This window comes from Cupriavidus sp. 01L46 (genome assembly GCF_056399905.1).
The window spans coordinates 1-22,163 of sequence record NZ_JBFTSF010000155.1 but is presented as its reverse complement, the minus strand read 5'-3'; the positions used below and the strand labels follow the sequence as shown (position 1 = coordinate 22,163).

The 22,163-nt window shown below is 68.0% G+C and carries 20 protein-coding genes and 1 pseudogene; 11 read left to right on the top strand and 10 right to left on the bottom strand.

Annotated elements, in window-relative coordinates:
* Positions 1-3 precede the first annotated feature (3 nt).
* Together AC1DS3_RS24055 and AC1DS3_RS24050 are read left to right on the top strand one after the other, a co-directional pair.
* Entirely contained in the window at positions 4-267 is a 264-nt protein-coding gene (locus tag AC1DS3_RS24055; RefSeq protein ID WP_441635916.1) for an oxidoreductase-like domain-containing protein, read from the top strand.
* A gap of 51 nt (positions 268-318) precedes the next feature.
* On the top strand, positions 319-1,179 hold the full coding sequence (locus AC1DS3_RS24050; RefSeq protein ID WP_441635914.1) for an NAD-dependent protein deacetylase: 861 nt from the start codon (positions 319-321) through the stop codon (positions 1,177-1,179).
* Here AC1DS3_RS24050 and AC1DS3_RS24045 read toward each other — a convergent pair.
* The gene (locus tag AC1DS3_RS24045) at positions 1,176-1,718 is read right to left on the bottom strand and encodes a hypothetical protein (protein ID WP_477128104.1); all 543 of its coding nucleotides are present in this window, start codon (positions 1,716-1,718) and stop codon (positions 1,176-1,178) included. The two genes, AC1DS3_RS24050 and AC1DS3_RS24045, sit on opposite strands and share 4 nt — an antisense overlap.
* Positions 1,719-2,033: 315 nt before the next feature.
* On the opposite strand from AC1DS3_RS24045, the gene AC1DS3_RS24040 reads away from it, so the two are divergent.
* The 3 genes from AC1DS3_RS24040 to AC1DS3_RS24030 all read left to right on the top strand — a co-directional run bounded on the left by AC1DS3_RS24040 (position 2,034) and on the right by AC1DS3_RS24030 (position 5,136).
* Positions 2,034-2,945, top strand: coding sequence for a LysR family transcriptional regulator (locus tag AC1DS3_RS24040; RefSeq protein ID WP_441635910.1), 912 nt, complete (start codon positions 2,034-2,036; stop codon positions 2,943-2,945).
* Between the two features lie 152 nt (positions 2,946-3,097).
* Positions 3,098-3,796 carry a hypothetical protein gene (locus tag AC1DS3_RS24035; protein WP_441635908.1) on the top strand — a complete coding sequence of 233 codons (699 nt, stop codon included), beginning with the start codon at positions 3,098-3,100 and terminating at the stop codon, positions 3,794-3,796.
* A gap of 80 nt (positions 3,797-3,876) precedes the next feature.
* Entirely contained in the window at positions 3,877-5,136 is a 1,260-nt protein-coding gene (locus AC1DS3_RS24030; RefSeq protein ID WP_477128109.1) for an MFS transporter, read from the top strand.
* Positions 5,137-5,141: 5 nt separating this feature from the next.
* Here AC1DS3_RS24030 and AC1DS3_RS24025 read toward each other — a convergent pair whose 3' ends face one another.
* On the bottom strand, positions 5,142-5,852 hold the full coding sequence (locus tag AC1DS3_RS24025; protein WP_441636052.1) for a GntR family transcriptional regulator: 711 nt from the start codon (positions 5,850-5,852) through the stop codon (positions 5,142-5,144).
* A gap of 102 nt (positions 5,853-5,954) precedes the next feature.
* Complete coding sequence (locus tag AC1DS3_RS24020) at positions 5,955-6,926, bottom strand: tripartite tricarboxylate transporter substrate-binding protein (RefSeq protein ID WP_441635906.1); 972 nt, start codon at positions 6,924-6,926, stop codon at positions 5,955-5,957.
* Positions 6,927-7,143: 217 nt separating this feature from the next.
* Here AC1DS3_RS24020 and AC1DS3_RS24015 point away from each other — a divergent pair, with 217 nt between their 5' ends.
* The 3 genes from AC1DS3_RS24015 to AC1DS3_RS24005 all read left to right on the top strand — a co-directional run bounded on the left by AC1DS3_RS24015 (position 7,144) and on the right by AC1DS3_RS24005 (position 9,345).
* Positions 7,144-7,440, top strand: coding sequence for a GntR family transcriptional regulator (locus AC1DS3_RS24015; protein ID WP_477128103.1), 297 nt, complete (start codon positions 7,144-7,146; stop codon positions 7,438-7,440).
* Positions 7,430-7,720: a UTRA domain-containing protein gene (locus tag AC1DS3_RS24010; RefSeq protein WP_477128108.1), complete on the top strand. Its 291-nt coding sequence runs from the start codon at positions 7,430-7,432 to the stop codon at positions 7,718-7,720. The genes AC1DS3_RS24015 and AC1DS3_RS24010 overlap by 11 nt, the downstream gene beginning before the upstream one ends.
* A 131-nt stretch (positions 7,721-7,851) precedes the next feature.
* Entirely contained in the window at positions 7,852-9,345 is a 1,494-nt protein-coding gene (locus AC1DS3_RS24005; RefSeq protein ID WP_441635902.1) for a fumarate hydratase, read from the top strand.
* A gap of 21 nt (positions 9,346-9,366) precedes the next feature.
* Here AC1DS3_RS24005 and AC1DS3_RS24000 read toward each other — a convergent pair whose 3' ends face one another.
* Entirely contained in the window at positions 9,367-9,594 is a 228-nt protein-coding gene (locus tag AC1DS3_RS24000; RefSeq protein WP_441635900.1) for a DUF3820 family protein, read from the bottom strand.
* 127 nt (positions 9,595-9,721) lie between these two features.
* Between AC1DS3_RS24000 and AC1DS3_RS23995 the strand changes: the two genes are divergently transcribed.
* Positions 9,722-10,186, top strand: a complete 465-nt coding sequence (locus tag AC1DS3_RS23995; RefSeq protein WP_441635898.1) for a DUF2127 domain-containing protein — start codon at positions 9,722-9,724, stop codon at positions 10,184-10,186.
* Here the strand turns inward: AC1DS3_RS23995 and rrtA are convergent.
* From rrtA to AC1DS3_RS23980, 3 genes are all read right to left on the bottom strand, one after another.
* Positions 10,161-10,760, bottom strand: coding sequence for a rhombosortase (gene rrtA / locus AC1DS3_RS23990; RefSeq protein ID WP_441635896.1), 600 nt, complete (start codon positions 10,758-10,760; stop codon positions 10,161-10,163). The genes AC1DS3_RS23995 and rrtA overlap by 26 nt on opposite strands.
* A 1-nt stretch (position 10,761) precedes the next feature.
* Positions 10,762-13,245 (bottom strand): ExeM/NucH family extracellular endonuclease, encoded by a 2,484-nt coding sequence (locus AC1DS3_RS23985; RefSeq protein WP_477109196.1) that lies wholly within the window; start codon positions 13,243-13,245, stop codon positions 10,762-10,764.
* A 124-nt stretch (positions 13,246-13,369) separates the two neighbouring features.
* Positions 13,370-15,496 carry an ExeM/NucH family extracellular endonuclease gene (locus AC1DS3_RS23980; protein WP_477128102.1) on the bottom strand — a complete coding sequence of 709 codons (2,127 nt, stop codon included), beginning with the start codon at positions 15,494-15,496 and terminating at the stop codon, positions 13,370-13,372.
* A gap of 162 nt (positions 15,497-15,658) precedes the next feature.
* On the opposite strand from AC1DS3_RS23980, the gene AC1DS3_RS23975 reads away from it, so the two are divergent.
* Positions 15,659-16,282 (top strand): HAD family hydrolase, encoded by a 624-nt coding sequence (locus AC1DS3_RS23975; protein ID WP_441635890.1) that lies wholly within the window; start codon positions 15,659-15,661, stop codon positions 16,280-16,282.
* Positions 16,283-16,325: 43 nt separating this feature from the next.
* Positions 16,326-16,958: a CDP-alcohol phosphatidyltransferase family protein gene (locus AC1DS3_RS23970; protein ID WP_441635888.1), complete on the top strand. Its 633-nt coding sequence runs from the start codon at positions 16,326-16,328 to the stop codon at positions 16,956-16,958.
* Between the two features lie 34 nt (positions 16,959-16,992).
* On the opposite strand, the gene AC1DS3_RS23965 is transcribed toward AC1DS3_RS23970, so the two are convergent.
* From AC1DS3_RS23965 to AC1DS3_RS23955, 3 genes and pseudogenes are all read right to left on the bottom strand, one after another.
* Complete coding sequence (locus tag AC1DS3_RS23965) at positions 16,993-19,197, bottom strand: phosphocholine-specific phospholipase C (RefSeq protein ID WP_477128101.1); 2,205 nt, start codon at positions 19,195-19,197, stop codon at positions 16,993-16,995.
* Between the two features lie 144 nt (positions 19,198-19,341).
* Positions 19,342-20,793 (bottom strand): aldehyde dehydrogenase family protein, encoded by a 1,452-nt coding sequence (locus tag AC1DS3_RS23960; RefSeq protein ID WP_441635884.1) that lies wholly within the window; start codon positions 20,791-20,793, stop codon positions 19,342-19,344.
* Between the two features lie 194 nt (positions 20,794-20,987).
* A pseudogene (locus AC1DS3_RS23955) lies at positions 20,988-22,097 on the bottom strand (ATP-binding response regulator); the annotation flags it as partial.
* Positions 22,098-22,163: the final 66 nt, after the last annotated feature.

Here is a 22,163-nt window from a genome sequence, read left to right as displayed (position 1 = left end):
TCGATGGTGTCGGTAGAAAACCTGGCGTCCCCTGCAGGACGCACCCCAGAAGCGGCAGCTACGCCGGAGCCGGCAGCGCAAGCATTGCCGCCCAAGCCTGTGGCGCCGCCCACGCCGGATATCAATGATTGCTGCGGCAATGGCTGCGATCCCTGCATCTTCGACCTGCACGCCGCGGCGATGGAGCAGTACCGCGCCGAGCTCAAGGCTTGGCTGGCGCTTGCCGGCCAGACGGCCGATGCCGGCGCGGGTGGTCCCAGCTTCTGACCCGGCTGGCACGCCACAAGCACCAGACACGTACCTCACGAGGAGCCTGCCTTGACCGTCGCCGACCGGAATATGCTGGCTGATCTCCACGCGTTCGTGCGGGACCATCCGCGCCTGCTGGTGCTGACCGGGGCTGGCATCAGCACCGATTCCGGCATTCCCGGCTACCGTGACGCGCAGGGCACCTGGCAGCGCACGCCGCCCGTGCAGGCGCAGGATTTTTTTCGCTCGCATGCGGTGCGCCAGCGTTACTGGGCGCGCAGCATGCTGGGCTGGCCGGTGCTTGCCAACGCACAGCCCAACGCCGCGCACTTCGCGCTGGCTCAGCTGCAAGCGGCAGGCTATGTGCGCCAGCTTGTCACCCAGAACGTGGACGGCCTGCACCAGCGCGCTGGCAGCACCGGCGTGATCGAGCTGCATGGCCATGTGGGCAGCGTGATCTGCCTGCAATGCGGCACGCGCCGCCCGCGCGCCTCGCTGCAGGCGCAGCTCGAGGCGGACAACCCGGCGCTAGCCGAACTGCGCGCGCTGCCGGCTTCCGACGGCGATGCGCACCTGGAGCTGGCCAGCTTCGAGGCCGTGCATATTCCCGTGTGCGGGCATTGCGGCGGCGTGCTCAAGCCCGACGTGGTGTTCTTCGGGGAGTCGGTGCCGCGCGAGCGCGTGGATGCGTCCCTGCAGGCGCTGGATGAGTCAGATGCCTTGCTGGTGATCGGCTCGTCGCTCACGGTGTTCTCCGGTTACCGCTTCTGCCTGGCGGCGGAAAAGCTGGGCAAGCCGGTGGCGGCCATCAATCTTGGCCAGACCCGTGCCGATGCGCTGCTGGCGTTGAAGGTGGATGCCTCGTGCGCGGCGGCGCTGACGGACCTGGCCGGGCGGCTGGACTTGCCTGCGGGCGCCCCCGCCCACTAGACGCGCTCAGGGATCGCGCCGAGCCAGCGGATTGCCGGGGCCGGGCACCGGCAGCGTGCGCTGCGCATCGCCGGCGTGCAGGGTGTAGCGGTTTGCGGCGTCCGGTCCGTCGACGATTTGCAGGCCTTCGCGCAGCAGCCAGGCCCGGATCTGGGCCTCGGTGGCTTCCGGGTGAAACTGTGCGTGCAGGTTGCTGCCGCCATCGCTGCTGCTGCTGTCGATCTGGGGGGGGGCGTGCTGCCGCCGTGCGCCGGCAGTGCGGCGTTGCCGCTGTTGTAGCGTCCCACCAGCAGGCCGAATTGCAGCACCGCCAGCGTGGCGGCAACCAGGGCAAAGGGCTTGACCCAGCGGGCGCCGTTGGCGGCTTCGGCGGGCGGCGGTTGCGGGACGGGACGTTGCTTTGATTTGACCTCGTTCATTTTGCTGTCGCTCTTGCTGCCGCCATTGCTGCCGTTGTTGCTGTCGCGGGCAATGCGGACGCGGCATTGTATCGCTTCGAGGTGATCAATAAAGCTCACGTTGACGGGGAATCCGGCCACCCTCCGGCACTGGCTTGTGCCCGCTCGGCCTCRGCAAACGCCACCCTTCGTCAGAGGGGCGCTTGCTGCAGCCGCAAGGCATGAAAGCAAGCTAGGGAATCCCACTACAGCACTGGCGCGGATATTGCTTAAAATCCGCTGTTAATACTGTGAAATTTCACAAGGCGGGCAAAATGCAAGTAGCGAGTCTGGCCAGCGCTGGCCAGGAGCCGATTTGACGTGCCGCGCGCACTGCGGCGGGGCGCGGGTGTGGTGCTGTGGGTGCGGTGGGTGCGGTGAGTGCGGTGCGTGCGGTGCGTGCGGAGGCCCGGCGCCATGAATACGCGCTTTGTCGAAGCCTTCATGTGGGTGGCGCGGCTAGGCAGCTTTCGCGCGGCGGCCGAGAAGCTGCACATCACCCAGGCCGCCATGTCCAATCGCATTGCCTCGCTGGAGCAGGAGATTGGCGCGCGCGTATTCGAGCGCGAGGCGCGGGACCTGCGGCTCACGCCGGTGGGATTGCGCCTGCTTGGCTACGGCGAGCGGCTGCTGGAGCTGCAGCGGGAGATCATGGTGCTGGGGCGCGCCGGCCATGAGCTGCTGGGGCTGGTGCGCATCGGCGCCATCGAGAGCGTGGTGCATACCTGGCTGGTCGACTTCCTGCGGCACCTGCAATCATCCTATCCGGGCATCGAGGTGCAGATCACCTCAGAGACCACGGAAGGGCTGCACAAGACCTTGCGCGCCGGCGGCATCGATATCGCCTTGCAGACGGACCCCGCGGTGGGCGAGGGCATCACCAGCACGCCGTGCCTGCCGATGGCGATCGGGTGGGTCGGGCCGCCCGGCGCGGCGCAGCCCGATGAAGGGAAACTGGCCACGCTGCTGCAGCACCCGACCATCACCATGAGCCCGGGCTCGCAGCCGCACGTGGCGCTCAAGGAGTTGTACCGCAAGGCCGGGCTACCCGTTGGCAAGGTGCACTGCGTGAGCTCCATCGCGGCCATCGTGCGGCTGGTGAAGGCGGGCTTTGGCAATGCGCTGATGCCGCTGGCGCCGGTGCGTGAAGAGGTGGAGCGCGGCGAGTTGCGCGTGATCTGCTGCGATGTGCCGCTGCCGCACCAACGGCTGGTAGTGAGCCATCTCGACCATGCGGCGTCGGAGGCGATTCGCCTGGTGGCGGATCTGGCTTGCCGCGAATCGGATCGCTTTGTGCGTTCGCTGCCTGCACCGTTTGCGCCGGAGTGAGGCATGGCCGCGCGCTAAGCTGGTGCGCGAACGCAGCCGGATCGAACAGAAAAACTGATCGGAAACACCAAGAAAAACCCGTTTGTCGCGCGCGGCGATCGCGCCGATCATCAACTCACCGCTTTGTATTGGCGTGGCAACCGGAGAGTTTGATGAGCGAGATGTTCGCGACTGAAAGTTTGGCGATAGAGAGCGTGGCAGGCATGGCCCCGCAGGGCATGTTGTTTGTCGCGTCGAATGTGGATGCGGCCGACGAAGCCGATTTCAATCAATGGTACGACCGCGAGCACGTGGAAGAGCGCGCCCGCATCGAAGGCTTCATCTCTGCCGCGCGCTATGAAGCCGTGCAGGGCGGCCCCAAGTATCTCGGCCTGTATCGCACCGAGTCGCTCGGTGCTTTCACCTCCGCGGCCTACAAGGCGGCCTTTCGCCGCCAGACGCCGTGGTCGGTGGCCAACCTGGACCGCATGCGCCAGCCGATGCGCCGCGTGAGCGAAGTCACCGCCACGGTCGGGCAGGGCAGCGGCAGCTGGATTGCCGTGCTGCCGCTGGCGCAACCGGAGGATCCGCTGGCACTGGTCGACCTGGCGGGCGAGGTCGGCGGGCAACTGTCCGCGCAGCCTGGCTTTGTCCAGTCCTACCTGCTGATGCCCGACGCCGAGCTAAGCCAGCCGTTGCCCAAGGAGAGCCTGACCGACCGGCAACTGCTGCCCATCCTGGTGATCGAGAGCAGCGCCGAAGCCGCGAACGAGCAGGCACTGCAGGAAGCGGCAAAGCGCCTTGGCGCATCGATGCAGCAGTCTGCGCGCTACGCACTGAAATGGAAGCTCTTCTCCGGGGAGGTGGCGTGATGACCAACGCCAGCACGATTTCCACCGCGCAGGGCGCCGCAGGCACGCTCGATGCGGCCACGCACGCCGCCAAGCCCAGGATGGGCCGGCTGGCCGCGGCCAGCACCATCGGCACCACGCTGGAGTGGTACGACTTCACCGTCTACAACCTGATGGCCGCGTTGGTGTTCAACGCGGTGTTCTTCCCCTCGTTCGATCCGCTCACGGGCACGATCCTGGCGTTTTCCACCTATGCGGTGGGCTATGTCTCGCGCCCGCTTGGCGGCGTGCTGTTCGGGCATCTGGGCGACAAGCTCGGCCGGCGCTTCGTGCTGGTCGCCACGCTGATCCTGATGGGCGTGGCCACGGGGCTGATKGGCTTGCTGCCCACTTACATGTCGTGGGGCATCTGGAGCCCGATCCTGCTGGTGGCGCTGCGCTTCCTGCAAGGGGCGGCGATCGGCGGCGAATGGGCTGGCGCGGTCTTGCTGTCGATGGAGCACGGCGCGCAGCACCAGCGCGGGCGCAACGCGTCGTTCACGCAGGTGGGGCCGTCGTGCGGCACGCTGCTGGGCACCGGCTTTATCGCCGTGGTATCGCTGTGGCTGAGCCCGGAGGATTTCCAGGCGTGGGGCTGGCGCATTCCGTTCCTGTCGAGCGTGCTGCTGGTGCTGTTCGGGCTGTGGCTGCGCAAGGGCGTTGAGGAAACCCCGCTGTTCAAGGAGATGGAAGCGCGCAAGAGCACGGCCAAGACGCCGATCAAGGAAGTGTTCGTGGATCACTGGCGGCGCCTGCTGGTGGCCGGTGGCGTGCGCATCGGCTCCGACGTGCTCTATGCGCTGGTGGTGGTCTTCACGCTGACCTACGTGACCAGCGTGCTGCACCTGTCCCGGCCGCTGGCGCTGACCGCGACCATGATCGGCGCGGCGTGCAACGCCATCGCGGTGCCCTTGTTCGGCAGCCTGTCGGACAAGCTCGGCCGCCGCCCGGTGTACATAGCCGGGGCCTTGCTGGCCGTGGTGTGGGCCTTTGTGTTCTTCCGCCTGATGGACAGCGCGCAGCCGCTGCAGATCTGCGCCGCGGTGGTGGTCGGGCTGATCATCCACGCCATGATGTACGGCCCGCAGGCGGCCTTCGTGACCGAGCRGTTCCCCACGCGGGTGCGCTACGCCGGGTCCTCGCTGGCCTATACGCTGGCGGGCATCGTGGGCGGCGGCTTTGCGCCGCTGATCATCGCCAGCCTTTACAAGTCGTATGGCTCGACGCTGGCGATCTCGCTGTATGTCAGCGCCGCCGTGGCGCTGACGCTGGCGGCGCTGCTGGTGGCGCGGGAAACCGCGAAGAAGCCGCTCGAAAGCTGATCCGGCTAGCCCTCGAGCGCCGTCGCGAAGACCGTTTCGCGGCGGCCTTGCAGCAGCGCCTGGCGAAAGGAAAGCACATGGGCCGTGACCGCGTTGGCCGCTGCCGCGCCGTCGCCGTCGCGCAGCGCCTTCAGGATGGCACGGTGCTCGGCGCCGACCTCGGCCAGGTGCCCTTCGGACGACAGCGAAATGGCCCAGAAGCGCTGTGAGCGCGCGTGCAGCACCTTGAGGATTTCGATGAGGATCGGGTTGTCCGAGACCTGCGCGATTTCCTCGTGGAACAGGCGGTCCAGGTTGGTCACCTCGGGCAGGTTGCGCTGCGCCACGGCGTCTTCCACCTGGCTCAGCAGGCTTTCGAGCTTGCGCAGGCCGGCGGCGGTGATGCGCTCGGCAGCCAGCCTGGCGCACAGCGTTTCGTTGGCCAGGCGCACGTCGATCAGGTGCAGCGCATCGTCGATGGACAGTGGCGAGACCACCACGCCCTTGCGTGGCAGGATCTGGACCAGCCCTTCGTTGGCCAGCCGGTGCAGCGCCTGGTTGATGGGCGTGCGGCCGAGGTCAAGATCGTCGACCAGGGTGGAGATGTTGAGGTGCTCGCCGGGGCGGTAGACCAGTGTGGTCAGCCGCTCCCGCAGGCCGTTGTAGGCCAGCTCATTCTGCGATGGTTCTTCGGTCCTGGCCCGGGCGCGCGATGTGCCGGCGCTGCGGCGATCCACTGATGGCAAAACTCTCTCCCGACAACACGGCAACGCGTGCAAGGGCGATATCGTACTACCAAAAGCAGGCGCGGCCCGAGGCGCCTGGTCAATGCCGCATGCCTAATCCAGCTTGATGTCCGCCGTGCTGATCACGGCCTTCCACTTGGCCACTTCGGCCGCGGTGTGGTGGTTCAGCGCGGCGGGTTTGTAGGCGGCGTCCGGCAGCAGCTGGATGCCCTGGTCGGCGAGCTTCTTCGCAAACTCCGGGTCGGCGATGGCCTTGGCGAACGCGGCGTAGTTGCGCGCGATGACGTCCTTGGGCGTGCCCTTCGGCGCATACAGGCCATACCAGGTGGATGCCTCGAAGTTCGGCATCACGGTTTCCGCCACGGTGGGCACGTTGGGGAACTGCGGCACGCGCTGCTTCGCCGTCTGCGCGATGGCGACGACCTTGCCGCCCTTGACTTGCGGCAGGGCGGTGTTGGTCTGGTCGAACATGCCATCCACCTGCCCGCCCATGACATCGGTCAGGGCCGGGCCGGCGCCTTTGTACGACACCGGGGTCACCTTGATCCTGGCCTGCTGGGCGAACATGGCGGCGACCAGATGCGAGGTGGAGCCCACGCCCGCGTTGCCGAAGTTGAGCTTGCCCGGATTGGCGCTGGCAAAGGCGACCAGGTCCTGCACGGTCTTGAACTTCGAGTTCGCGCCGACCAGCAGCACCAGCGGCGTATCGGGGAAGCGGAACACGCCCTCGAAGTCCTTGACCGGGTCATAGGACAGCTTCTTGTATAGCGACGGCGCCGCGGCCATATAGCCCATATGCCCGACCAGGAAGGTGTAGCCATCGGGCGCGGCCTTTGCCGCCTTGCCCGCGCCGATGGTGCCGCCGGCGCCGGCCTGGTTCTCGATCAGCACCGGCTGGCCCAGATCGCGCCCGACGCGGTCCGCGATATTGCGGGCAAGCGCGTCGGTGGGGCCGCCGGCCGCGAAAGGCACGATCCACGTGACCGGGCGGGCGGGGTAGCTTTGCGCCAGCGCGCTGGTGGACAGGGCTAGCAGGGCCAGGGCGGCGCCCAGTTGCTTGGTCATTGTTGTCTCCATCATCAAGGTGGTATCGGTTGTTCTGAGATGACCGGTACTGCTTATATGTACATCTAAGAAATATGTTTGAACATATATTAGGAATCTGGCCAGCGACCGTCAAGCCGGATCCACATCTCGTTTACCCTTTACGCTTGGCTTGCGGGCCGCCAGGCGCTAGCATCTGCTACGCCTCAGGCACATCGATCGATCATTCAGGGAACCCATGGAGCCACGCCACGCCGAGTTGACCAAGGCACTTATTCACGACATCACGAGCGGGGTCTATCCGGTCGGGTCAAGCCTGCCGGGCGAACTGGAGCTGGCCGAAAAGCACGGCGTCAGCCGGGGCACCGTGCGGGTGGCGCTGATGCGCATCCAGGAGCTAGGCCTGGTCTCGCGCAAAAAGCGCGCCGGCACCCGGGTGGAAGCCGCCGCGCCGCGCAGCAGAATCCTCCCGCACCAACCCCGAAGCGCCAGCCCACCCGTTATCGTGGTCCGATATCTACGTGATGGCGGCTGACGGCAGCAAGATCCGCAAGCTGCTCAAGACGGATCCCAACCTGATCAGCGAGATGGTCGGCAAGACCACCGGGCGCCTGGTCAAGGAAGTGCGCCAGACCGTGCGCGCGGTGGGCGTGCCCGCCGCGCTCGCGGACGTGCTGGGCACCGCGCCCGATGCCCATGCGCTGGAATTCGTGCGGCGGTATTTCGACCAGTCGGACCGGTTGTTCGAAGTGGTGGTGAGCTTGCATCCGGCCGATCGCTTCACGTATTCGACGGTGCTGCAGCGTCAGGGCTGAGCTTCGCCGGTCCGGAGCTCGTCTGGAAACGGGGAGTCAAGGGATTTGCTTTCCGGTGGCGGGGCGTGTCATTATGTATAGACATAATTGATTCGCGCAGCCGCTGGTCCGCTTGCTGCGCCCACCCCGCCATGACCGTGATCTTCCAGGAAGACGTCGTCGACACCATTGCCGACGCGCTGCAGTACGTCAGCTACTACCATCCCGCCGATTTCGTGCAGGCGCTCAAGCGCGCCTTTGCCGCCGAGCCCGCTGGCGCGGCGCGCGATGCCATCGAGCAGTTGCTGGTCAACAGCCGCATGAGCGCCGAGGCGCACCGGCCGATCTGCCAGGACACCGGCGTGGCGCAGGTTTTCATGACCGTGGGCATGGACGTGCGCTTTGCGGCGCGCGATGGCGCAGCAAAGCTGTCCGTGCAGCAGATGGTGGACGCCGCCGTGCGCCGGGGCTACACGCACAGCGCCAATCCGCTGCGCGCCACCATGGTCGGCTCGGCACTGGGGGAGCGGCGCAACACCGGCGACAACACCCCGGGCTTCCTGCAACTGGAACTGGTGCCCGGCAACACCATCAAGATGACGGTGGTGGCCAAGGGCGGCGGCGGCGACGTGAAGGCGAAGTTCGCCACGCTCAACCCAAGCGATTCGCTGGTCGACTGGGTCCTCGCCGCCATCCCGCAGATGGGCGCTGGCTGGTGCCCGCCCGGTGTGCTTGGCGTTGGGGTGGGCGGCACGCCGGAGCAGGCCATGCTGGCGGCCAAGCGCGCGTTGTTCAGCCCCATCGACATCCATGCGCTGCGCGACAAGGGGCCCGCGAACGACACCGAGCGGCTGCGGCTGGAACTGTTCGAGCGCATCAACGCGCTCGGCATCGGTGCGCAGGGGCTGGGCGGGCTGGCCACCGTGCTGGATGTCAAGGTGGCCGCGCTGCCGTGTCACGCTGCGACGCTGCCGGTGGCGCTGATTCCCAATTGCGCGGCCACGCGTTTTGTCACGCTGGAGCTGGATGGCTCAGGCCCCGCGCGGCTGGAGCCGCCGCCTGCCGGCACCTGGGATGGCATTCCCGGCGCGTTGGCCGCCAAGCCCGGCCGCGTGGTCGACCTGGACAACCTGGATGCCGCGGAGGTGGCGCAATGGCAGGTTGGCGAGACCTTGCGGCTGCGCGGCCGCCTGCTGACGGCGCGCGATGCCGCGCACAAACGGCTGGTAGCCATGCTGGATGCGGGCGAGCCGCTGCCGGTGCCGCTGCGCAATCGCGCGATCTACTATGTGGGGCCGGTCGACGCCGTGGGCGACGAAGCGGTAGGCCCGGCAGGGCCGACCACGGCTACGCGCATGGACAAGTTCGTGCCGCAGTTGCTGGAGCAGACGGGCTTGCTGGTGATGATCGGCAAGGCCGAGCGCGGGCCAGTGGCCATCGAGGCCATCCGCCGCCACGGCGCGGCCTACCTGATCGCGGTGGGTGGCGCGGCCTACCTGATCTCCCGGGCGATCCGCAAGGCACGCGTGCTGGCCTTCGCGGAACTGGGGATGGAGGCCATCTATGAGTTCGAGGTGGAGGACATGCCTGCCACGGTGGCGGTGGATGCCACGGGGCGGTCGATACATCGGATCGTCGCGGGCTGAGGCCCGCAGCGCTCCGGGGAGCTACGCCTGGGGCCGATAGCGCCCGCGCAGCGGATCCAGCAGGCTGGTCAGGCCGTTGTGGTCGAGTTCGTGCATCAGGGCCAGCAGCTGGCCGATCTCKCCCGGCGGAAAGCCTTCGCGCGCGAACCAGTTCAGGTAGGTGCCCGGCAGGCTGGCGATGGCGCGGCCCTTGTACTTGCCATAGGGCATGGTGCGGGTGAGCAGGAGTGGCAGGTGTTCGGGATTCATGGAGCAACCTCAGGCGGGCCTCGGATGGCGCCGGCAGGGGGATGTTACCAGCGTGCCGCGCCCGGTTTGCCGCCGCCTGCCGCGCCGGGGTACGATCCTGACCTTATCGCTGACGAGGACAAGCAAGATGGCAAAGCAAGGCACAGGCGCTGGCCTGAAAAGCATCGCTCTGTTCGAGGCTGCCAAGGGTGTGCTGGTGATCCTGGTGGGGCTGGGCCTGGTTGCGCTGCTGCACCGGGACGCGCAGGCGCTGGCCGAGGCCATTGTCGCCCGCCTGCACCTGAACCCGGGGAGCCGCTACCCGACCATCTTCCTGTCGCTGATGGCCCATCCGAGCGACGCGCGCCTGTGGGCCATTGGCGGATCCGCCGCGATGTACGCAGCCATGCGCCTCACGGAGGCCTACGGCCTGTGGCGTCAGCGCGTGTGGGCGAAATGGCTGGGCGTATGGTCGGGCGCGGTCTACATCCCGGTGGAACTGTACGAGGCGGTGGTGCATCCCAGCGCGATTCACATCGGGCTGGCCATCGCCAATGTACTGATCGTGGCCTACCTGGCAAACAGCATCAGGCACAATCCGGCCGGCGCCTAGCCATCGCAGGCGCCTCCCGGCGTGGCCAGGCCAGCAATGCGCCAGCGGCCAGGCCGTACAGGTGGGCGCTGGCCACGACCGGGCCGCCCAGCCATGCGCCTGCGTCCTCGGCGGGCCCCGCCAGGATCTGCCAGCCCGCGCGCGCCGCCAGCGCGAGCAGCAGCATCGCCGCGAGGCCATCGCGGCGGGCCCGGGGCAGCAGGGCGACCATGGCAAGCCCGTAGTTGATGCCGGAGAAGCCCGCATAGCGGAGCAGCTCCGGCTCGCCGGCTAGCAGCAGCAATCCTGTCATGGCCGCCAATGGCGGCACCACGTGCCAGGCGCGCATGTGCGCCGGCAGGAGCGCAGCCAGCATCAGCAGCCCCGCCACGTTGAGCAGGCAATGTGCCCAGCCGAGATGCACGAAATGACAGCTCAGCAGGCGCCATGCTTCACCCGCGAGCATGGCCTCGCGATCGAAGCGCAGGGCCTGCATCAGCGCAGGCCCGGCAGCCTGGAGCGCGACCAGCGCCAGCGCCAGCAGCAGCCACCCGCCGGCGGCGCGCCGCCTGTCAACGTGCCTGTCAGCGTGCATGTCAGCGGCGCGCAACGCCGCCTGTAAAGCCGCCGGCAAAGCGGCGCCATGCCGCTGCGGCCAGGGCGCCGGCCAGAACCAGCAGCATCCACGTGTCCGCTGCGCCGGTCCCGGTGTCGCCGCCCTGGCTGGCGGTGGCGCCACCGGCATTGCCGTTGCCCGTACCCGCTTGCTCACCCTCCGGCGCAAGGCTGTCGTCGCGCAGTGCCAGGTCTACCAGCACCGGGTCGTGATCGGACGAACGGTAAGCATCCGGTGCGTAGAACGACGTTTGCTGATCCGTGCTCTTGAAGGCCACCGAGTACTCCAGGGCAATGGGCTCATCCGCATTGATATGCCACTCGCTKACCGCGCGGATGCGGCTCGCCGCAGCGTCATTGGCCAGCGCGTGGTCGATATAGCCGGCCTCGCCGCCAAAGACATAGCTATAGGCGCTGGCGCCGACGAAGCGCGCCACCATGTCGGCGTAGCCCTTGTCGGCAAAGAGGCGGATCGGGTCTTCCTTTGCGTAGCTGTTGAGGTCGCCGATCAGCAGCTTGCCGTCATCCGCGACGCCGGTGGGCGAGGTGGCAAGCCAGTCGGCGATCTTGCCGGCGGCGGCGAGGCGGGTCGGGTTCCAGCAGCTCTGGCCATCGCCCTGGTCGGCGTCGGCACCCGTGGACCCGGTGCAGCCCTTGGATTTGAGGTGGTTGACCACCACCGTGAGCTTGCGGGTCTGGCCAGGCAGGCGGAAGGTGCGGGCCAGGGGCTGGCGGTTCTTGTCGTCGATGGCCAGCGTGGCAGGCACGCCCACGGGCTCCACGGTGCGGCTGTTGTAGATCAGGGCGACCTTGATGGCGTCGCCGCCGAGCTTGTCCACGCCCGGGTCGACAAAACGCCAGTCCGACCCGAGCTTGCCGACCAGCCGCCGGATGGCGCTGAATTCGCCATAGCCGTCGTTCTCGATTTCCATCAGGCCAACGACATCGGCATTCAGCGCTTTGAGGGCGGCCACGATCTTGGCTTCCTGGCGCTCGAACTCCGCCAGCGTCTTGGCACCGCGATTGTTCGGGTCGTCGAAGCCCGCGCCCTTGCCGTCGCCGTTGAAATAGTTCAGCACGTTGAACGATGCCACCCGGATATCGGACTGGGCCGCGCGTGCCGGCGCGCTGGTGCGCGGGTTCGCCGTGGCCTGGAAGGCCGGGGCGGGTGCGCCGGGCACGGTCTGCAGGCGCCAGCCGCCAAAGCGCATTTCCAGCACGCCCTGCACATTGCTGACGGTGTACCCACCGCGCAGCGTGTTGGCCGCGCTCAGGCCCGGCGCGGGGAAAGGCACGACCGCCGGGTTCTGCTTGTTCGAGCCGTCGTCGAGCACCATGCGGTTCAGTGCGTTGGCCGCGGCCTGCGCGGCCGCGCCGGCCTTGGGCAGCGCCACATTGGTGGGCAGCGGCAGGCGGCCGTTGCTCAGCAGCACGCTGCCGTAGCGGCCCAGTTCATAAGTCTCGCTCACAGTGAGAGATTGCGGCAGCCGCACCAGCATGCCCTCGAAGGCAGCCAGCGATTGCGCGGTCTGCGCGGGTAGCGTGACTATCGCCGGGGTGACGGTCTGGCCGTTGCCACAAACCGCCACGGTGCTGGCAAGCGCCAGCTGCGTCTGGCCGAACTTCTCCTCGACCTTGCCAACCAGGTGGACCAGGTCGCCGGCACGGGCACTGGTCGAGGGGGCATACACGAACAGTCCCTCGGACACGCCAGGACGGTTCTGGCGCTGGGCATCCGCCTGCTGGACGAAAAAGCCGCCAAAGCCATCCGTGCCGGGATAGTCGGCCGTCACCACCGCCTCCACGTCGACCGTCTGCCCGGCCAGCGGCGAGGTGGCGCCGGCGCCCTGGATATCGGCGATCAGCGTGGCTGCGGCGCCGCACTGCGCGGTGACCGGCGGCAATGGCGCCGGTGCGTTGTTGTAGTAGCCAAGGTCGGCGAAGGCGTCGGTGCCGAAGCCGTCCCACTGCAGCGCCGGATCGAAGGCCCCGGTGCTGTCGCTGTCGCCGGTGACTAGCCCGGCCTTGCGGCGCAAGGTGTTGTCCTTGGTGATGGAGGTGCCGGTGCCCCAGGCGCCGCCGGCAGGCTGCACGCCGACCTGCCCGAAGCGGTCGATCACGGTGCCCGCGCGCGTCAGTACCAGCGCGTCGTCGCCGTTGAAGGTGAATGCGATGACCTGGTTCAGGCGGCTGCCGAGTGTGGCCGCCATGCTGGTATGCGCCATCACGTAGACCGCGCCGGGGGCCAGCGTGCCGCTGAGCGTGAAGGTGCTGGTGGGTGCCGTGGCGCCGTTGTTGTACTGCTGGAGCTTGTATTGCGACAGGTCGATCGCGGTAGCATCCGGGTTATACAGTTCGACGGCCTTGTTGTTGGAGGTTCCTTCCACGACCTCGCTGATGATCAGGTCGGCATGGGCGGGCAGGGCGATGGCAAGCAGGGCGGTACTAAGGACGGACAGGCGCATGTGGGGCGGCTCGATGGATCGGGTTTTGCAAAGTCCGTGATGCTATTGAGCGCAGGTGACAGGGGCATGAATGGCTGGCATACATTTGCCCGCCGCCCTCCGCCGCCCCGGAAAAGCACGCGGCTCACGCCCGCCAGCGCGGCGGGACGCGGCGCACAAACMAGTGCCACGCGGTGAGCGCCGTGGCGCCCGCCAACGCCCAGAGCAGCCAGGGATCCGTGGMGCCAGCGCCGGCTTGCGCCTTCTCGTTGGATTCCTTGCTGGCATTCGCGCCGGTGCCACCGCTGGTGCCAGTGTCGGTGCTGGTACTTCCCGCGCTACCGTCTGCGCCCGCTGCGCCTGCTGTGCCCGCTGTGCCGCCCGTGGCCACGCCATCGCCGCGCATGGCAAGGTCGACCACCAGCGGGTCGTGGTCGGAAGAGCGATAGGCGTCGGGTGCATAGAAGGATTGCTGCTGCGCCTCGCTCTTGTGGGCCAGCGCATAGGCCAGGGAAATCGGCTCGTCGGCGTTGATGTGCCAATGGCGCGCCGCGAGGGTGCGGCTMGCCGCCCCCGCATCGGCAAGCGCGTGGTCGATGTAGCCGGCCTCGCCGCCAAAGACATAGCTGTAGGACGGGGCGCCGGCTTCGGCGAAGCGCGCGATCATGTCCGCATAGCCGCGCTCCGCCAGCAGGCGGATCGGGTCTTCCTGTGCGTAGCTGTTGAGGTCGCCAATCACCAGCTTGCCATCGTCCGGCACGCCGGTGGGCGAGGTGGCCAGCCAGTCGGCAATGCGGCTGGCCGCCGCCACGCGCGTGGGATTCCAGCAGCTCTGGCCATCGCGCTGGTCCGCATTGACGCCGCGAGCGTCGTTGCAGCGCTTGGACTTGAAATGGTTCACCACCACCGTAAGCTTGGCGGGATGGCCCGGCAGGCGGAAGGTGGCGGCCAGCGGCTGGCGGGTTCTCGCGCCCAGCGCCAGGGTGGCCGGCGTGCCGACGGGTTCGACCTTGCGGGCGTTGTAGACCAGGGCGACCTTGATGACGTCGTCGCCCAGTTGCTCCCGGCCAGGATGGATGAAGCGCCAGTCCGGACCGAGTTTGCCCGCGAGCCGGTGGATGGCGCTCAGCTCGCCATGGCCATTGTTTTCGATTTCCATCAGGCCGATCACGTCGGCGTTCAGGCCTTGCAACGCGCTCAGGATCTTGGCTTCCTGGCGGGCGAACTCGGCAGGCGTCTTTGCGCCGCGATTGCCGGGGTCATCGAAGCCCGCGCCGCGGCCGTCGCCGTTGAAGTAGTTCTCGACATTGAACGCCGCCACGCGCAGATCGGTGTGGGCGGCGCGCGCCGGCGCGCCGGTGCGCGGATTGGTGGGCTGGAACGCCGGCAGCGGCGCGCCGGGGAGCGGCTGGATGCGCCAGGCGTTTGCGCGCCATTCCAGCACGCCCCGCACATTGGCGACGGAGTCCCCGCCACGCAGTGTGTTCGATGCGCTCAGGCCCGGTGCGGGATGGATGACGCGAGGCGGGTTCTGCCGGCTGTAGCCATCGTCCAGCACCAGGCGATTGAGCGCATTGGCGGCAGCCTGTGCGGCGGCGGCTTCCCCGGGCAAGGCCACGTTGGTGGGCAGCGGCAGGCGGCCGAGGCTGAGCACCACGCTGCCGTAGCGGCCGAGTTCGAAGGTTTCGCCGACGGTGAGCGTCTGCGGCAGCCGCACCAGCATGCCCTCATAGGCCGCCAGCGAGCCCGTGTGCGGCGTGGGCAGCGTGACGGTTTCCGGGGTGACCGCCTGGCCCGCCGCGCACACCGTGGCGGGGCCGGACAGCCTTAGCCGCATCTGGCCCGCGCGCTCCTCCACCGTGCCGAGCACGCGCACCAGATCGCCCGCCCGCGCAGCTGCGCGCGGCGCATGGACGAACATACCCTCCGACACGCCTGGACGACGCTGGCGCTGGGCGTCGGCCTGCTGCACGAAGAAGCCGCTGAGGCCGTCGGCACCCGAGTAGTCGGCCGTGACCACCGCCTCCAGCGCGACCCTTCGCCCGATGGACGGCGTGCCCTCGCTTTCGTCCCGCAGGTTTGCGATCAGCGTGGCCGGCGCGCCGCATTGCGCGCTGGGAGGGGCCAGCAGCGCCCGCGCCTGATCGCGATAGCCCGCGTCGGCATGGGCGGGCAAGGCAAAGCAGAGCCAGGCCAGGCAGGGTGGCAGCCAGCGCGGCAGGATGTGCGGCAGGCAGCCGTGCAGGAAAAGCTTTGGCAAGAACAGGCGCATGGATGGGTCTCCAAGGTCTCGGCGCAATGTGGGTCCGGATGGACTGCTGATGCCAAGCGTAAAACCCAGGGCCGGCTCGCGGATTGAGCCAATTCTCATATTGGCCGCGGCGCAGACTCTGCGAGAATGCAGCCTTGTCCTCAACGCAGCTGACGAGATACCGTGACTGTCCGTGCCGTCGTGTTCGATTTTGGTGGTGTGCTGTTCGACTGGAACCCGGAATACCTGTATCGCGAATTGATTCCAGATCCACAGGAGCGCGCCCGCTTCTTGTCGGAGGTGTGCTCGCCAGCGTGGAATATCCGCCAGGATGCCGGCAGGCCGCTGCATGAGGCTACCGAGTCCCTGGTGGCCCGGCATCCCGCGCAGGCCGGCCTGATCCGCGCGTTCTATGGGCGCTGGCCGCAGATGCTGCGTGGTACGCTGGCCGATGGCGTGGCGCTGCTGCAGCGCCTGCACGACGCGCAGGTGCCGCTGTTCGGCCTGACCAACTGGTCCAGCGAAACCTATCCCCATGCCGTGCGCATCGGCGATTTCCTGTCATGGTTCCGCGATATCCTGGTGTCCGGCGAGGTTGGYGTGGCCAAGCCGGACCCGGCCATCTACCGGCTCATGCAGGCGCGCATCGATGCCAGCCTGCCGGGCCTCGCGCCAGGTGAGCTGCTGTTCATCGATGACAACGCGGCCAATGTGGCTGCGGCAACGGCGCTGGGCTGGCAGGCCGTGCATCACGTCAGCGCCGCGCAGACCGCAGGCGCACTGCGCGCAGCGGGATTGCATTTCTAGCCAGATTAGCCAGATTAGCCAGAGGATTCAGGAGCCCGCCGCCATGGCATCCACACCAGAACGTCCCAAGCATTTCTCCATGATCCGCGAGTTGCATCTTGCCGATCTGTTCACACTGGGCAACGCCGCCTGCGGCATGGCATCGGTGTTTTTCGCCATGTTCTACATCGCTTCGGGCTCGCCAGCGCATTTCATGGCGGCGGCGGCGCTGGCGCCCGCGGCCTTCATTTTCGATGTGCTGGACGGGCGCATCGCGCGCTGGCGCCACCAGCATTCCGCGCTGGGCCGCGAGCTGGACTCGCTCGCCGACATCATTTCCTTCGGGGTTGGCCCGGCCACGCTGGCGTTTGCCGCGGGCATGCGCGGCGGCTGGGACATGGCGGCGCTGATCTACTTCGTCTGCTGCGGCGTGAGCCGGCTGGCACGCTTCAATGTCACCGCCGAGAGCTTGTCCGAGGGGAGCGGCAAGGTGGCGTATTTCGAGGGCACGCCGATTCCCACCAGCGTGCTGCTGACTGCCGTGCTGGCCCTTTGCGCGTGGCAGGGCCGGGTGGGCGATGCGCTCTACGGCGGCGTGTGGTCGATCGGCCCTGCGGACCTGCATCCGCTCGCACTGCTGTTCGTGCTCTCCGGTTCGCTGATGATCAGCAAGACCTTGCGCATCCCGAAGATGTAGCCCCGCGCAGGAATGGCAGCGCAGGGCAAGGTCTTCACGCTGGCTGGCTGGAGGATCCCGGCGGCCGCCATTGCTCCCCGATGGCACGGCCGCCCATGGCGGGATCGCTGACCGATGGCGCACCCGCCTCCATGCGCCCGGCGCAGCGTCGCGCATAGCCGGGCAGGGCGGCTACCGTCACGGTGAAGTCATACCAGCCGCCTGACGCATCCACGGGCCACGCCAGCGTGTGCCTGGCGCGGGCCGGCACGGTGACTTTGCTGGCTGTGCCATCCACGTAAGCGTTGGCGGCAAGCACGAATGTGCAGGGCTGGTCCGCGTCATTGCGCAAGCCAATGCGCAGGCTTCGCGCGGGGATGTCGTAGCCGATCTCGATCTCGGGGGCCAGGCCCGTACTGGTACTGGCGCCACCTGCCGGTCCGATGAAATGGCGGTGCCAGCCGTTGGGGCCGAGCACCCAGAGGTCATAGCGTCCCGCGTCGGCACGCGTGTCCCAGGTGCCGGCCAGGCGCTTGCCGGCTTCGACGGTATAGCGGCGCGGCACACGGTCCAGGTGCAGCCGGTCGTAGACGTGAAATACCACCCCTGCCTGGCCGCTGCTGGTAAAGCTCAGGTGCACTGCCGCATGGCCGGCATCGGCCAGGGCCTGCGCGTGCAGCACGTACGGCAGGGCCCGCGACGGGCGTGTGCCGCTGGCCTGGCTGGGCAATTCGGGCAGTGCCGGGATGGCTGGCGTACGTGTGCCGGGCAGCGCGCCCGCCCGGGCGGCGAGCGTGGCGGTGGCCGGCAGCGAGGCCACGACGCTGGCGTGGTTTGGCGTGGCGAAATCGAATAGCGACGTGAGGTCGCCGCAGACCGCGCGGCGCCATGGCGTGATGTTGGGCTCGTGCACACCGAAGCGGGCCTCGATAAAGCGGATCACCGACGTATGGTCGAACACTTCGGAGTTGACCCAGCCGCCCTTGCTCCAGGGCGAGATCCCCACCATCGGCACGCGCATGCCCAGGCCGTAGGGCCGTTGCAGGTAGCGCGGATGGTCGTCGGCTTCCACCCCGGTGATCAGGCCGTGGTACTCGCCGAGGGTGTCGACGGTGGAGGCACCGGCAAGCACAGCCTGCGCCKGGTCCGCGTGCCACGAGAGGTAAGACGGCACCGCCGGCGGCGGCAYATGGTCGAAGAAGCCGTCGTTCTCATCGAACATCAGCAGCAGCACGGTCTTGCTCCACACCGCCGGGTCGGCAGTGAGCGCGTCGAGCACGGCGCTGACGTAGGCGGCGCCCTGGGCCGGGCTGGACGGCCCGGGATGCTCGGAGCCCTGGCGGGTAGGGCAGATCCACGACACCTGTGGCAGGCGGCCATCGAGCACGTCCTGGCGCAACAGGCCCAGGCTGCGTGTGGAGAGCGCCTTGTCCTTGAGCGTCGCCTGCGCGCCTGGCGCACCGCGAAAGGCGTCACGATAGCGCTTGAACCCGGCGGTGGCATTGAGCGCGAAGTTGTTCGCCATGTCCTGGTAGATCTGCCAGCTCACGCCGGCGGCTTCCAGCCGCTCGGGATAGGTGGTCCAGGCATAGCCGCCGTCGGGCTTGCCGCCGCCGAGCTTGTTGTAGGTGTTGCCGATGGCCGGGCCATTGCCCTTGCCCAGCGGGTCGTTGGTGCCGCTCCACAGGAAGCAGCGGTTGGTATTGGTGCCCCCGAGAAACGACGCATGGTAGGCGTCGGCCACGGTAAAGGCGTCGGCGAGCGCGTACTGGAAGGGCACGTCGGCCTGGTCGAAGTAGCCCATGGCGTGGCCATTCTTGAAGGTGGGCCAGTGCTGCATGCAGCCTTCGCCCCAGGCGTCCTGGGTGTTCGACCAGGTGTGTGGCGTGCCGGTGACGCGCATCAGCTCGAACACGCGCCCGGTGTCGAGGTGGAAGGGTGCCAGCGTGGCCGGCGCGCCGGGCTGGCTTTCGTCGCGCTGGTACCAGACTGTCTTGCCGGCAAGGCCCGGGGCATCGGCCACCGGCACAGGGAAGCGGTCGGCAAAGCCGCGCACGCCCCGCATTGCGCCGAAATAATGGTCGAAGGCGCGGTTTTCCTGCATCAGCACCACGATATGCTCGACATCGTGCAGGCTGCCGGCGCGATGATTGGCGGGAATGGCTCGTGCCTTGCGGATGGCTGGCGGCAGCAGGCCAAGCGTGCCGGCGGCGGCGGCGGTGCCAGCCGCCGAGCGCAGGAATCTACGTCTGTCGGTCATGAAAAGGCGTGGCGCGGATTGGGCGCAGATTGGGCGCAGATTGGGCGCAGATTGGGCGCGCTGAGGGACGGTTTGTTATTGCATGCCCGCCATCTTAGCGCTCTCCCGGCGCTCCGGCTCCGCGCCCGCGCCGCTGGCTGGCCACTATTGCCGCAGCGACAGCCAGATCGCCTTGGGCTCGGTGAAGTTGTCGATGGCAGCGTCGCCATGCTCCCTGCCCAGCCCCGAGTCGCCGGCCCCGCCCCAGGGCAGGCGCACGTCGGTGTGGCCATAGGTGTTGATCCACACCGTGCCTGCCTTGAGCTCGGCAGCCACCTGATGCACGCGGCCGATGTCGGCGCTCCACACGCCCGCCGCCAGGCTGAACGCGGTGCCGTTGGCGATGCGCACGGCGTCGGCTTCATCCTCGAAGCGGATCACGCTGGCAACCGGTCCGAAAATTTCCTCCTGCGAGACCCGCATCTCGTGCTCGACGTTGGCGAATACGGTGGGCTGCACGAAGTAGCCCTTGCCGCCCACGCGCTCGCCACCGGTCACGGCGATGGCGCCTTCGCGCTTGCCGATATCCACGTAGTCCAGCACGGTCTTCATCTGCGCGGACGACACCAGCGGTCCCATGGTGGTGTCCGGCGCGGCGGGGTCTCCCACGCGGATCGAGGCGGCGCGCGCCGCCAGTTTTTCCACCACTTCGTCATAGACCTCGCGCTGCGCCAGGATGCGCGAGCCGGCCGAGCAGACCTGCCCCGCATTGAAGAAGATGCCGGAGGCGGCGGCGCGCACCGCGGCGTCCACGTTGGCGTCGGCGAAGATCAGGTTGGCGGACTTRCCGCCGAGCTCCAGCGTGACGCGCTTGAAGTTGGCGGCGGCGCCCTGCATGATGCCGCGCCCCACGCCGGGCGAGCCGGTGAACGTCACCTTGTCGATGCCGGGATGGGCCACCAGCGCGTTGCCCACGACGCTGCCCTTGCCGGTGACAATATTGAGCACGCCGGGTGGCAACCCGGCCTGCAGTGCCAGCTCGCCCACGCGCAGCGCGGTCAGCGGGGTGATCTCGGCGGGTTTGACGATGAGGGTGCAGCCGCAGGCCAGCGCAGGGGCGATCTTCCACATGCCGATCATTAGCGGGAAATTCCACGGCACGATGGCGGCGACCACGCCCACCGGCTCGCGCACGGTGTAGGTCAGCGCGCCGGGGCGGGTTGGCACCACCTGGCCGTTGATCTTGTCGGCCCACCCCGCGTAATAGCGCACGGTGTCGATCACCGCCGGCATGTCCTGGCGCCGCACGGCGGCCAGCGGCTTGCCGGCATCCAGGCTTTCCAGCGCGATCAGCTCTTCCTGGTTCGCTTCCAGCAGGTCGGCAAAGCGGTACAGGATGCGGCCACGCTCGGCCGCGCGCAGGCCGCACCAGACCTTGAGCGCGGCGCGGGCGGCGGTCACGGCCAGGTCGACGTCGGACGCGCTGCCCTGCGCGACCAGGGCGATCGGGAGCTCGGTGGCCGGATTGATATCGGTGGAATACTCCCCGGTGCCGGGTGGCAGGCGCTTGCCGTCGATCAGCAGGTCGTGTCTTGGCAGTTGGGGCTGCGTGCTCATGATTGCTCCTCGCTTGGGGTCGGTGAACCTCGCGGCACGTTAGCGGAAGCAATACGGCTTGCCGGTGACGCCCGTGCCTGCTGTCACGATGCAGTGTGGGTGGGCGTTGGCACTAAGTCCAATTAATAGGATGGATTGATTAATACGAAAAAAGCATGAATCAAGGCGGGATAAGAGCGGAGCAGAGGCGCCCGTCAGCCTTCGGCGCGTGTTGCCCGGTCGGTGGCGCCCCGAGGGATGTCCTGTCGCCAGCCGGCATTGCGCAACAKAGCGGTCATGGCTGTATGCAACTGATGCGCCACAACTGGCTTGTGCAGCAGCGCGGCACCCCCGGCATGGACGCTGCGCAGGCGGTCCGGGGCGGTGTCGCCGGTGATGATGACGGTGGGAATGGCGTGTCCTAGCCGCTCGCGGATCGCCATCATGGCTTGCTGGCCGGTGCGCTCGCTGCGCAGGCGATAGTCGGCCAGCAACAGGTCGGGCCGGAAGGCGCCAAGCGCGGCCAGCGCGTCTTCCTCGGACTCCACGGCCAGGCACACCGATTGCCAGCTCTCCAGCAGCGCTGCCATGGCGACCCGGATTTCCTGGTCGTCGTCGATCACCAGCACGCGCAATCCCTTCAGGCTCGGCTTGTGATGCAACCCGGCGGGCGGGGTTTCGGTGCGGTCCTCGGTCAGGGGCAGGGCGAAGCGGAAGACCGATCCGCGGCCAGGCCGAGAGTTCAGCAGAATCCGGGTGGAAATGGTGCGCGCCAGCCCTTCCACGATGGCCAGGCCCAGCCCGAGGCCCTTGCGCTGGTCCCGCTCCGGATTGCCCAACTGGTGGAACTCCTTGAAGATCGCGCGATGCTGGGTCACGGGAATGCCGACCCCGGTATCCCAGACCTCGATCATCGTGCGCTCGCCCCGGCGGCGGCACGCCACCAGCACGCCGCCCTGGGCGGTATAGCGGATGGCATTGGCGATCAAGTTGCGCAGGATCAGTTCGACCAGCGTCGGGTCGGCGAACACCGTGGCGGTGGTATCCCGGGTCCGGTAGAACAGGCCGCGGCCGTCGGCCTGTGGCGCAAACTCGTTCTCCAGCTTGTAGAGCAAGGGCTGCAGGCGGAAGGCGCGCGGCCGGGCGGTGATMACGCCGGCGTCCACCTTGGAGAAGTCCAGCAGCGTGTTGAGCATTTCGCGCGCGGCCCCGGAGGCAGCCTCGATGTGCGTGAGCAACTGGCGCTGCTTGTCGGTGAGGTCGGAGGGGCGGTGATCACGCCGGCGTCCACCTTGGAGAAGTCCAGCAGCGTGTTGAGCATTTCGCGCGCGGCCCCGGAGGCAGCCTCGATGTGCGTGAGCAACTGGCGCTGCTTGTCGGTGAGGTCGGAG

What these genes read in the sequence shown, in the direction of transcription:
- AC1DS3_RS24055 (WP_441635916.1), top strand. Translation starts at nt 4, where the DNA reads ATGGTGTCGGTAGAAAACCTGGCGTCCCCTGCAGGACGCACCCCAGAA.
- AC1DS3_RS24040 (WP_441635910.1), top strand. Translation starts at nt 2,034, where the DNA reads ATGAATACGCGCTTTGTCGAAGCCTTCATGTGGGTGGCGCGGCTAGGC.
- AC1DS3_RS24035 (WP_441635908.1), top strand. Translation starts at nt 3,098, where the DNA reads ATGAGCGAGATGTTCGCGACTGAAAGTTTGGCGATAGAGAGCGTGGCA.
- AC1DS3_RS24020 (WP_441635906.1), bottom strand. Translation starts at nt 6,926, where the DNA reads ATGACCAAGCAACTGGGCGCCGCCCTGGCCCTGCTAGCCCTGTCCACC.
- AC1DS3_RS24015 (WP_477128103.1), top strand. Translation starts at nt 7,144, where the DNA reads ATGGAGCCACGCCACGCCGAGTTGACCAAGGCACTTATTCACGACATC.
- AC1DS3_RS24010 (WP_477128108.1), top strand. Translation starts at nt 7,430, where the DNA reads ATGGCGGCTGACGGCAGCAAGATCCGCAAGCTGCTCAAGACGGATCCC.
- AC1DS3_RS24005 (WP_441635902.1), top strand. Translation starts at nt 7,852, where the DNA reads ATGACCGTGATCTTCCAGGAAGACGTCGTCGACACCATTGCCGACGCG.
- AC1DS3_RS23995 (WP_441635898.1), top strand. Translation starts at nt 9,722, where the DNA reads ATGGCAAAGCAAGGCACAGGCGCTGGCCTGAAAAGCATCGCTCTGTTC.
- rrtA (WP_441635896.1), bottom strand. Translation starts at nt 10,760, where the DNA reads ATGCACGCTGACAGGCACGTTGACAGGCGGCGCGCCGCCGGCGGGTGG.
- AC1DS3_RS23970 (WP_441635888.1), top strand. Translation starts at nt 16,326, where the DNA reads ATGGCATCCACACCAGAACGTCCCAAGCATTTCTCCATGATCCGCGAG.